Genomic DNA, 9,079 nt, shown 5'->3' with positions numbered 1-9,079 from the left:
GGCGCCGCAGGACCGTGCTGCCATCGCCGCCTATCTCAAGGCGATACCCGCGCATCCAAACGGCTATCCGGCCCGCAAGAGGGCGAACTAGTCTAGATCGAGTCTGCGGATGACAGGTGGCGGTCACCGAGAAAATCGAAGCCCGTTTCGAAAAAATGGTTGTAGTTGCAGGTCAACTCTTCGCCAGGCGCGATGTCGCGCAGCGCAAAACTCTCCTCGGGTGAGGAGACGTCGCAATTAGGCTCGTCGGCATGGTTCATGTAGCGCGCGTCGTCGGCTTCGAAGACGATGTAGTTCGGATCGCGGCGGTCAGGATAGGAGTAGCGGTCGAGATAGCTCTTCACCGGGCCGGCCGCCCGCTCATAAGTCTCGACCTCGATGAGCCGATCGAACCTTGGGTCTAACTTCCAGATCAGAGTACCGCGAGGAATGTGGTTCTTGGCAAAGACGCCGATTCCCTGGATGGGTGATTTGTCGAGATAGACGTCGACGAGCAGCATAATGAACCTTTACGCGATTGGAGGCTGTCAGGCCGGGAAAAGCCGCGCACTGGGTAGCGCGCGGTCGTCGCAATTGCGAGTGAAAATGAGCGACGGGAGCTTCAAAAAGTCCTGACACCCAGCCCTCTGGAAAGGGTGCGTCGATTATCGTCCAGAGTCAGCGTTGCTGCAGCGCCAGACGGACGCCCAAAGCGCAGTAGATGCCGCCGACAACTTTGCCCTGCAATCGTAACACCGACGGATTTCGGCGCAGGAACGTGCCGAGCCGGCCAGCGCTCACGGCAAAGACGACCGTGCTGAAAAGGCCCAGTATGACGAAGATGACCCCCAACGCGGCCATCTGAAGCATCACCGATCCGTTTTCAGGCCGCACGAACTGAGGCAGAAAAGCGAGGAAGAACAGAGCGGTCTTGGGGTTGAGCACTTCGGTCAGGACAGCCTGTCGAAACGCCTTGCCGGCGGAGATCGCGAGCGCACCGGCCGCCGGGTTGGCCGGTGTTTTCTCGATGATCGCGCGAATGCCGAGATAAACCAGGTAGGCCGCGCCGATGTACTTGATGACGCTGAACAGCGTCGCCGACGCGGCGATGATCGCCGAGATGCCGATCATGGCCATGACGGTATGAAAGACGTCGCCGGCAGCGATCCCGGCGCCCGTCGCGATGCCGACCCTGGTTCCGGAACTCGTTGCCCGGGCGATCGTCAGCAGGGTGGCGGGGCCTGGAATGAAGACGAAGCCGAGCACGACCGCGATGTAGGCGATCAGGGTGGTCAGGTCGATCATTTGTTGGTTGCTCCCGTAAGCTGCGCCTTGCCCATCACTTTCAGCGCGAAGGAGTAGGTGTAGGCGATCTCTTCCAGCCGCGAAAACCGGCCGGAAGCGCCTGCATGGCCGGAATCCATATTGATCTTGAACAGAACCGGATTGTCGCCGCTCTTGCGGTCGCGCAGCCGGGCCACCCATTTGGCCGGTTCCCAATAGGTGACGCGCGGATCGGTGAGACCGGCCAGCGCCAGGATCGGCGGATAGTCGTGATCAGAGACATTGTCGTAGGGCGAATAGGCAGCGATCGTCCGATAGTCGTCGGCGGACGCGATCGGGTTGCCCCATTCGGGCCATTCCGGCGGCGTCAGTGGCAGGGTCGCATCGAGCATGGTGGTGAGCACATCGACGAAGGGAACCTCGGCGACGATGCCGCCAAAACAATCCGGCGCCATGTTGGCGACGGCACCCATCAGCATGCCGCCGGCCGAACCGCCTTGCGCGACGATACGGTCATGCGCCGTGTAACGCTCGGTGACCAGATGGCGCGCGACGGCGATGAAATCGGTGAACGTGTTCATCTTGTTCTCCCGCTTGCCGTCATCGTACCAGCCATAGCCCTTGTCCTTGCCGCCGCGAACGTGAGCAATGGCGAAGACAAAGCCGCGGTCGACCAGCGAGAACCAGTTGGTGTTGAAGGCGGCCGGCACGGTGATGCCATAGGAGCCGTAGCCGTAAAGCAGGCAAGGTGCGGATCCGTCCAGCGGCGTGTCGCGATGATGCAAAAGCGAGATCGGCACCAGTTCGCCATCGCTGGCCGGCGCCATCAGCCGCCGCGTGACATAATGGTCCGCATCATGGCCGGACGGCACTTCCTGGGTCTTCAGCAGCACCCGCTCGCGGGTGCGCATGTTATAGTCGAACACCTGCGCGGGCGTCGTCATCGACGAGTAGGAAAAGCGCATGATCTCGGTGTCGTACTCATAGGAACCCGACAGGCCGAGCGAGAAGGCCTCCTCGTCGAGGGACAGAAGATGCTCCTCGCCGCTGATACGGTCGCGCACCACAATGCGCGGCAGGCCTTCCTTGCGTTCGAGCCGGACCATGTGGTCCCTGAAGCCGATCACCGACAGGATCAGCCGGCCGGGCTCGTGCGGCACCAGTTCCTGCCAGTTGGCGCGCACGGGATCGCTCGCCGGCGCCGTCATGATCTTGAAGTCCTTGGCGCCGTCGGCATTGGTCAGGATGAAGAAGATATCGCCGCCTTCTTCCAGCTCGTATTGAAGGCCAACCTCGCGCGGCGACACCAGTTTCGGTTCGGCAAACGGATCGTCGGCGCGCATCAGGCGGTATTCCGAAGTCTCGTGATCGTTGATGCCGATCATGATCCATTCGTTGTTGCGGGTGCCGTCGACATTCATGAAGAAGCCGGGATCGGTTTCCTCATAGATCAGCCGGTCGCTGTCCGGGCTGTCGCCCAGCGCATGGAAGAGTACCTTGGACGGGCGATGGTTGGGATCGAGACGGGTGTAGAAGAAGCCGTCATTGCCTGCGTTCCAGACGCCTGAACCGCCGGTGTCGGGGATCTGGTCGGCAAGCTCCTTGCCATCGGCAAGGTCACGCACGCGAAGCGTGTAGAATTCGGAGCCCTTGTCGTCGAATGCCCATAGCAGCTTGGCGTGGTCGGCCGAATGGTCGACACCGCCAAGACGGAAATAGGCCTTGCCCGCGGCCTCCGCATCGCCGTCGAGCAGGATATGCTCGGCGCCGCCGTCGCGCGACATGCGGAAATAGCGCGGCTGCTCGCCACCAAGTTTAAAGGACGAGCCGTAGGCATAGGGCCCATCCTTCATCGGCACGGAAGAATCGTCTTCCTTGATACGGCCCTTCATCTCCTTGAAAAGCTGCTTTTGCAGTTCGACCGTGTCGGCCATCAGCTTCGACTGGTAGGCATTCTCCGCCTCGAGTTCTGCGCGGATCCCCGCATCGAGCAATGACGGGTCGCGGAACATCTCCTGCCAGTTGTCGGCCCGTAGCCAGGCATAGTCGTCGGTTCGCGTGATGCCGTGATGCGTGTCGGAAACCGGCCGCTTCTCGGGCGTTGGCGGGCTGACGATCGGAAATATGGATGTCTTGGTCATTGCATCTCGCTTTGCCAGTATCTTCAATGGGCCAGTATCTTGAAGGGCCATCTCGAATGGAGAAGTATCTTGAATGGCAAATGAACACGCCGATCAGGGCAGGTTCAAGAGCCGGAGCGTATGGGTTGTGTCGGCTCCAGGAGATGAGCCGGGAGGAGAGATGATGACTATTTGGTCTCGGACTGCTGCGGCTTTCGCCGTTGCTTCGCTAACTCTGGGCTTTGCCGGCCAGTCTCATGCGACCGTATTCGCGGCTTGGCAAGTGGCCAATGTCCCGTTCGGCGACACGCTCAATGTACGCAAATACCCTTCGGGCACATCCCAAAAGCAGGCGGGATATCCGAACGGTACCGTTCTGCAGATGACCGGGCGATGCACCGGCGGAATAAACCTGCTCGACATCGCCAACCAGCCGGCATGGAAGCAGGCACAAAAGATTCGCTATCGCTGGTGCGAAGTCTGGCATGATCCGGTCCAGAACGGCAATTTCGTCACCGGCTGGGCCTATGGCAAATACATCATCCCGCATTGATTGACGCGGCAGCAATCAGCCGATCGGTCGGATGACTGGCATGTCGCCTGATTGCTTGTGTATGACCACGGCAACCTGTGGTTTTGTGGGCAAATGCGAACAACCAATATTTCTCGAGCGATAGCCAAGCAAGATCAAACATTAAAACCCGTTTCGTGAGTTGCCACGAATGTAACGGCGATCTGACGTTGCGTCAGCTGCCGCCGACGGGAACGCGAAATATCGATAAATTACACAATGCACGAAAGATTGAAGCTGATCGCGGAACATTTGATCAATATCGTTCAATATAGCGCGAGGGGTGAATTGACTTACTTGGTCTGCACGCTCATTGATGTGCCCGCGACACGAATCGTAGAAACTCTACCTGCACAAAATTCGTGCGATGCCCTGCTTGTAAAAAAGGGCGCAGATCGATGTAACTCTTGTTGGGGACCGAAGACCATGGATATTGTCGAAACACCTTCCAGAAACAGCGATGCGCTGATCGAATTGACCGCCGATGTGGTGGCCGCCTATGTCAGCAACAATCCCGTGCCGGTCGGCGAACTGCCGAACCTGATATCCGATGTCCATGCCGCACTCGGGCGTGTGGGCGGAACCGCCGAACAGCCGCCTGCCGACAAGCAGAAGCCGGCGGTCAACCCGAAGCGGTCGGTTCATGACGACTACATCGTCTGCCTTGAAGACGGCAAGAAGTTCAAGTCGCTGAAGCGCCACCTGATGACCCACTATGACCTGACGCCGGACCAGTATCGCGAAAAGTGGAACCTCGACCCTACCTATCCGATGGTTGCACCCAACTATGCAGCTGCCCGGTCCCAACTCGCCAAGAAGATGGGTCTCGGCCGCAAGCGCAAAGCGCGGTAATTGCTGCCAGCCAGATCGGATCGACATCAACGGCGCCTTCGGGCGCCGTTTGATTTTTGCGAGCCGCGACGCGCGGATCGGGTCGGGAAGCGTCAGGCGGTCTGCTTGAGCGCTGCCTCGGCGTCGCGCTTGATGCGCTTGACCATCGAGCGAAGGCCGTTGGCGCGCTGCGGCGACAGATGTTCGTCGAGGCCGAGTTCTTTCAATGTCGCTTCCGCATCGGTCTTCTGGATTTCGCTGGCGGTCCTGCCGGAAAACAGCGCCAGCATGATCGCGACCAGCCCACGCACGATATGAGCGTCCGAATCGCCGGAGAAGGTGATGACAGGATCGGCTCCAGCTCCGCGTTCAGTGGTCAGCCAGACCTGGCTGACGCATCCCGGCACCTTGTTGGCGGGGCTGCGCTGCTCGTCCGGAAACGGCGGCAGCGCCTCGCCGAGTTCGATGACATAACGATAGCGGTCTTCCCATTCCTCGAGGAACGAGAAGTCGTCGCGGATCGTCTGGATCGTCGTGGTCATGTCTGGGATATAGTCACGCGGCGGCTCCGCGTCACGGAAAAAACAAGGACACCGCGGGCGTCGAGAGGGCAGACAGCCCGCGGTGCGCCGTCGAAACGGCTTAATTCTGAGGCGGCAGGTTGACGGTCTCGGGCAAGACGATTCCTTCGGGCACGCTGCCGGTCATCGTCGACGTGTCGGGGCCGGCGGCGGACTTGTCGTCCATCATCGCTGCCGCGATCTTGGCGGTCTCTTTGGCGCGGGCGGTAATGGTGTGCATCGCCGACTTGCCGGTCTCGCAGACATCGGGTTTGCGTTCGCAAATGCCGGCGATATCGCCAACCGCTTCGCGTGCCGCAAACAAGGCTTGGATCGGTCCGACGCTTTCATGCCCCGCTTCATCGGGGCCGACACTCAATGGCAGCGCCAGCAGCACCAGCGAAAACCAGAAAGCCATTCTTATGAGGAAGACCATGCCCTTGCCCTCTCGTCGTGACCGGATCATGCATCCATATGGCATGACCTCTTTTGTAGGCAGGATTTTGGCACACAGGCGCAAAGGACGGCTTGCGGGCAAAGAGAGAATTTTCCTCAAATTTTAGGCAAATTCGAAACGAACCGTTCTGCAATCGACTTGTCTCAAATCCGAGCAATTTTCCTTAACAACAAATAACCATATATCCCCATGATTTCCCTGTGTTTTTCTTGAAATAGGGAAGTCCAGGTGCCGAGTGCGCCCGGCCGATGGGTGCAGTCGGCGGATAACTCTCCGTTTACTATGGCTGCATTTGTCCGTGCTTTCGGCCGCCGGCATCCCGATATTTGCCGCAGGCCGGGCCCTGGTCGGCCCTGCCTTATCCATTCCTTAAACGCTGGATGCGAGTTTCAAAGCCAACCAGAACCATCTGCAAAGCAGAGCTGTCCACGACAAGTGCGAGTGCGTTGAGTTGAGTTCAATCAAGGCCAGATACGTTGAATTGCCTGGCGCGATTTCGGCCGGTTGCGAACGTATGGTCCATCCGTCCATCCTTGGGCGGAGCGACCGCGAGCGCCAGCGCCGCTTTATCGGCGTCATGCTCGCCGCTCCTTTCTTTGTCGCCGGTGCCGCGGTCACGCTGGTTACTTCAGGCATGGGCGTCGCCGTCACCATGGCCGCCATTTTCGCCGCCTTTGGCCTGTGCTGGTTCGTCGCCTTGCTGGTGGCGGCGACCGGCAAGATGGCGATAGCGAGTTGGGTCGCCCTGGTGCTGGCCGGCATTTCTCTCGGCAGTCTCATTGCCGCCGCGGGCGGGCTGAGTTCGCCTGTCGCCATGCTTGTCGTGGCGCTGCCTTTTGAAGCCTGGTGGATCGGCGCTTCGCGGCGGGCGGCGCTGTGGGGAGCCGTGTCGGCCGCTGTCGCCATCTTGGCTCAGCCTTTGGCTGGAACCGTATTCCCGTTCGCAGGAGCGCAGATCGCGGCGTGGCACTGGTTGGTGCCGTTGGCCTGGACGCTCACACTGATCCCGCGCGCATCGGCATTTCAAAACACGGCCGATGCGGCTGATGTGCTCGACACTGCCGACCGGCTCGAAGACATCATCGATGCGGTGGTCTTGCGCGTCGCCCGTCATGGCGAGGTCCTGGACGCGTCGCCAAAAGCGCGCACGCTTTTGAAACTGCCGCCCGAACTGCTGTCCGGAAACGGCCTCTTCGATCGCGTCCATCTGTCGGATCGCGTTTCCTATCTCAGCGCAATGGCCGACATGCGCGACGGCGCACTGTCGCGCCGGCTCGAATTGCGCATCCGGCTGCCTCAGAATGGCAATGGCCTGACGGCCGACAATTACCGGCCGTTCTCGCTTGATCTCGTGCGTGGTGAGGAACAGGGTGATGTCTTTACGTTCGTCCTGAGGCAGAATGACGAGATCGCCCGGTTGCGCGAGGATCTGGCGGCAGCCAATGAGGCGGCCGCGTCCGCCGAGGTGGCGAAGGGACGCTTCCTGGCGGTGGTCAGCCACGAACTGCGCACGCCGTTAAATGCCATTATCGGCTTCTCGGATATGCTGCTGCATGAGATGTTCGGCGCCTTCAAGGATCCGCGCCAGAAAGAATATGTCGGCTTGGTACGGGATTCGGGCCAGCATCTGCTCGCCGTCGTAACCTCGATACTCGACGTGTCCAGGATTGAATCGGGCGTCTATGCGACCGAACCCGAGCCGTTCCGGTTCGCGGAGGCGGTCGATATGTGCCAGTCGATGATGCAACTGCAGGCGCAGGCCAAGAACATCGATCTGCAGGCGCAGATCGCGCCGGACGCCGGCGACATCAATGCCGATCAGCGCGCCGTGCAGCAGATGCTCATCAACCTGGTCTCCAACGCGATCAAGTTCACTCCCGACGGCGGCGACGTCGTCGTCGGCGCCAAGCGGATCGGTTCGCGCCTGCATTTCTGGGTCAGGGACACCGGCATCGGCATCGCCGAGGAGGATTTCGCCAATCTCGGCAAGCCCTTCATGCAGATCCAGAACGACTATACCCGCCGTTTCGAGGGGACTGGTCTTGGCCTTTCACTGGTCAAGGGCCTGGTGGCGCTGCACGAGGGCACGATGTCCATCGAAAGCATGCCAGGCGAGGGCACCACGGTGACCATCAGCCTGCCGGTGAACGGACCGAAGGGACATCAGGCGGAGAAGACCGGCGTGCTGACCATGCCTGTGGCGATGGCGAAAGGGGACAGAGATGGCTCGCTCCGCAAAACCGGCTAAGGCGGTCAAGCGCCGCAGCAATGCCTTTCAGGACGGCGCTGTCGCCGTCGGCGGCATGATCTCGCGCAATCCTGTCCTGGTGGGCGGCTCGACGGCGTTCCTGGTGACGCTGTTCTATGTCTCGGCCAATGCCTTGTGGTACCAACCTTTCCCGCATGCCGGCGCATTTTTTGCGACCCGCAGCATTGCGGGCTTTCCGCACGCGACGCCCGACGAACCGGAGACGACATTCAACATCGTGCGGCCATCCGGCGCGCCGGCACCGATCAAGGGCGATCCGGTTGTCGAGCAGGTGCAAGGCATATTGAAGGATCTCGATTTCTATTCCGGGACGGTCGACGGCATTTCCGGACCCAACACCCGCAAGGCCATCCAGGACTATCAGCAGAAGGTCGGGCTCAACACGTCCGGCGAGATCGACGCGCTTCTGCTCGATCAACTGGGCGCGACGCCGAAGACAGCTTCCGTCGTGCCCAGACCGCAGCCGCGCCCGGATATGCCGGCCGCCGTTCCGGTGTCTTTGCAGACAGGTTCGGGACAGACAAATTCCGGGCAGGCGGATGCCGCGACGCAAGCGCCCGATGCCCGCATCGTCAAGATCCAGGCCGGGCTCAAGGCGTTCGGCAATGACGACATGCAGCTGGATGGTGTCGTCGGCGCGCGCACAAAGGCGGCGATCAAGGAATTCCAGTCGCTGTTCGGGCTGCCGCAGACCGGCGAGCCCGATGAGATCGTCTATGTCAAGATGCGCGAGATCGGCCTGACCAACTGACGGCCGAAACGACGGCTCGCCGAGCGGCGGAAATATCGATAGAGAACCGGCAGTTTCGGGAGCTCTCTCATGCGCGTCACATCGGATCTGTGGGTTTCGGCCCTGTTGCGCCGGATTTTCGGCGCCGGTGGATTTGCCGCCGTGGTCAAGCGTGGCGCGACCGAGGCCGGCGCTGTGTTCGTGCTGGCGCGGGGCAGGCTGGGTGAGGTTGCCCTGTTCGGGCCGGCGCCGCAGACAAGCTATGATTCGGCCAAGCC

The 9,079-nt window shown here is 60.7% G+C and carries 10 protein-coding genes; 5 read left to right on the top strand and 5 right to left on the bottom strand.

Going from position 1 to position 9,079, the window contains the following annotated elements:
- Nucleotides 1–92: 92 nt before the first annotated feature.
- From EN884_RS15020 to EN884_RS15010, 3 genes are all read right to left on the bottom strand, one after another.
- The gene (locus EN884_RS15020; protein ID WP_013532664.1) at nt 93–500 is read right to left on the bottom strand and encodes an SET domain-containing protein-lysine N-methyltransferase; all 408 of its coding nucleotides are present in this window, start codon (nt 498–500) and stop codon (nt 93–95) included.
- 157 nt (nt 501–657) lie between these two features.
- On the bottom strand, nt 658–1,284 hold the full coding sequence (locus EN884_RS15015) for a LysE family translocator (RefSeq protein ID WP_013532663.1): 627 nt from the start codon (nt 1,282–1,284) through the stop codon (nt 658–660).
- On the bottom strand, nt 1,281–3,404 hold the full coding sequence (locus tag EN884_RS15010; protein ID WP_013532662.1) for a S9 family peptidase: 2,124 nt from the start codon (nt 3,402–3,404) through the stop codon (nt 1,281–1,283). Before EN884_RS15010 ends, EN884_RS15015 begins: the two co-directional genes overlap by 4 nt.
- A 160-nt stretch (nt 3,405–3,564) precedes the next feature.
- On the opposite strand from EN884_RS15010, the gene EN884_RS15005 reads away from it, so the two are divergent.
- Together EN884_RS15005 and EN884_RS15000 are read left to right on the top strand one after the other, a co-directional pair.
- On the top strand, nt 3,565–3,936 hold the full coding sequence (locus tag EN884_RS15005) for an SH3 domain-containing protein (RefSeq protein ID WP_164745941.1): 372 nt from the start codon (nt 3,565–3,567) through the stop codon (nt 3,934–3,936).
- 444 nt (nt 3,937–4,380) lie between these two features.
- The gene (locus EN884_RS15000) at nt 4,381–4,806 is read left to right on the top strand and encodes a MucR family transcriptional regulator (RefSeq protein ID WP_013532660.1); all 426 of its coding nucleotides are present in this window, start codon (nt 4,381–4,383) and stop codon (nt 4,804–4,806) included.
- Between the two features lie 92 nt (nt 4,807–4,898).
- Here the strand turns inward: EN884_RS15000 and EN884_RS14995 are convergent, their stop codons facing one another.
- Complete coding sequence (locus EN884_RS14995; RefSeq protein ID WP_013532659.1) at nt 4,899–5,327, bottom strand: SufE family protein; 429 nt, start codon at nt 5,325–5,327, stop codon at nt 4,899–4,901.
- Nucleotides 5,328–5,427: 100 nt separating this feature from the next.
- A complete protein-coding gene (locus EN884_RS14990; protein WP_013532658.1) occupies nt 5,428–5,781 on the bottom strand; it encodes a DUF5330 domain-containing protein in 354 nt (117 codons plus the stop codon).
- 535 nt (nt 5,782–6,316) lie between these two features.
- On the opposite strand from EN884_RS14990, the gene EN884_RS14985 reads away from it, so the two are divergent.
- The 3 genes from EN884_RS14985 to EN884_RS14975 form a co-directional block, all read left to right on the top strand.
- On the top strand, nt 6,317–8,050 hold the full coding sequence (locus EN884_RS14985) for an ATP-binding protein (protein ID WP_013532657.1): 1,734 nt from the start codon (nt 6,317–6,319) through the stop codon (nt 8,048–8,050).
- Nucleotides 8,025–8,822, top strand: a complete 798-nt coding sequence (locus EN884_RS14980) for a peptidoglycan-binding protein (protein WP_013532656.1) — start codon at nt 8,025–8,027, stop codon at nt 8,820–8,822. Before EN884_RS14985 ends, EN884_RS14980 begins: the two co-directional genes overlap by 26 nt.
- A 69-nt stretch (nt 8,823–8,891) precedes the next feature.
- The coding region (locus EN884_RS14975) for a DUF1491 family protein (protein ID WP_128360605.1) at nt 8,892–9,079 on the top strand (188 nt) is incomplete at its 3' end.

Source organism: Mesorhizobium sp. M7A.F.Ca.AU.001.01.1.1 (assembly GCF_004022735.1).
GTDB lineage: Bacteria > Pseudomonadota > Alphaproteobacteria > Rhizobiales > Rhizobiaceae > Mesorhizobium > Mesorhizobium ciceri.
The sequence above is the reverse complement of the archived record's forward strand: the minus strand, read 5'-3'. Positions and strand labels throughout refer to the sequence as shown.

Coding starts and splice junctions, on each gene's coding strand:
- EN884_RS15020 (WP_013532664.1), bottom strand. CDS start 500: ATGCTGCTCGTCGACGTCTATCTCGACAAATCACCCATCCAGGGAATC.
- EN884_RS15015 (WP_013532663.1), bottom strand. CDS start 1,284: ATGATCGACCTGACCACCCTGATCGCCTACATCGCGGTCGTGCTCGGC.
- EN884_RS15010 (WP_013532662.1), bottom strand. CDS start 3,404: ATGACCAAGACATCCATATTTCCGATCGTCAGCCCGCCAACGCCCGAG.
- EN884_RS15005 (WP_164745941.1), top strand. CDS start 3,565: ATGATGACTATTTGGTCTCGGACTGCTGCGGCTTTCGCCGTTGCTTCG.
- EN884_RS15000 (WP_013532660.1), top strand. CDS start 4,381: ATGGATATTGTCGAAACACCTTCCAGAAACAGCGATGCGCTGATCGAA.
- EN884_RS14995 (WP_013532659.1), bottom strand. CDS start 5,327: ATGACCACGACGATCCAGACGATCCGCGACGACTTCTCGTTCCTCGAG.
- EN884_RS14990 (WP_013532658.1), bottom strand. CDS start 5,781: ATGGTCTTCCTCATAAGAATGGCTTTCTGGTTTTCGCTGGTGCTGCTG.
- EN884_RS14985 (WP_013532657.1), top strand. CDS start 6,317: ATGGTCCATCCGTCCATCCTTGGGCGGAGCGACCGCGAGCGCCAGCGC.
- EN884_RS14980 (WP_013532656.1), top strand. CDS start 8,025: ATGGCTCGCTCCGCAAAACCGGCTAAGGCGGTCAAGCGCCGCAGCAAT.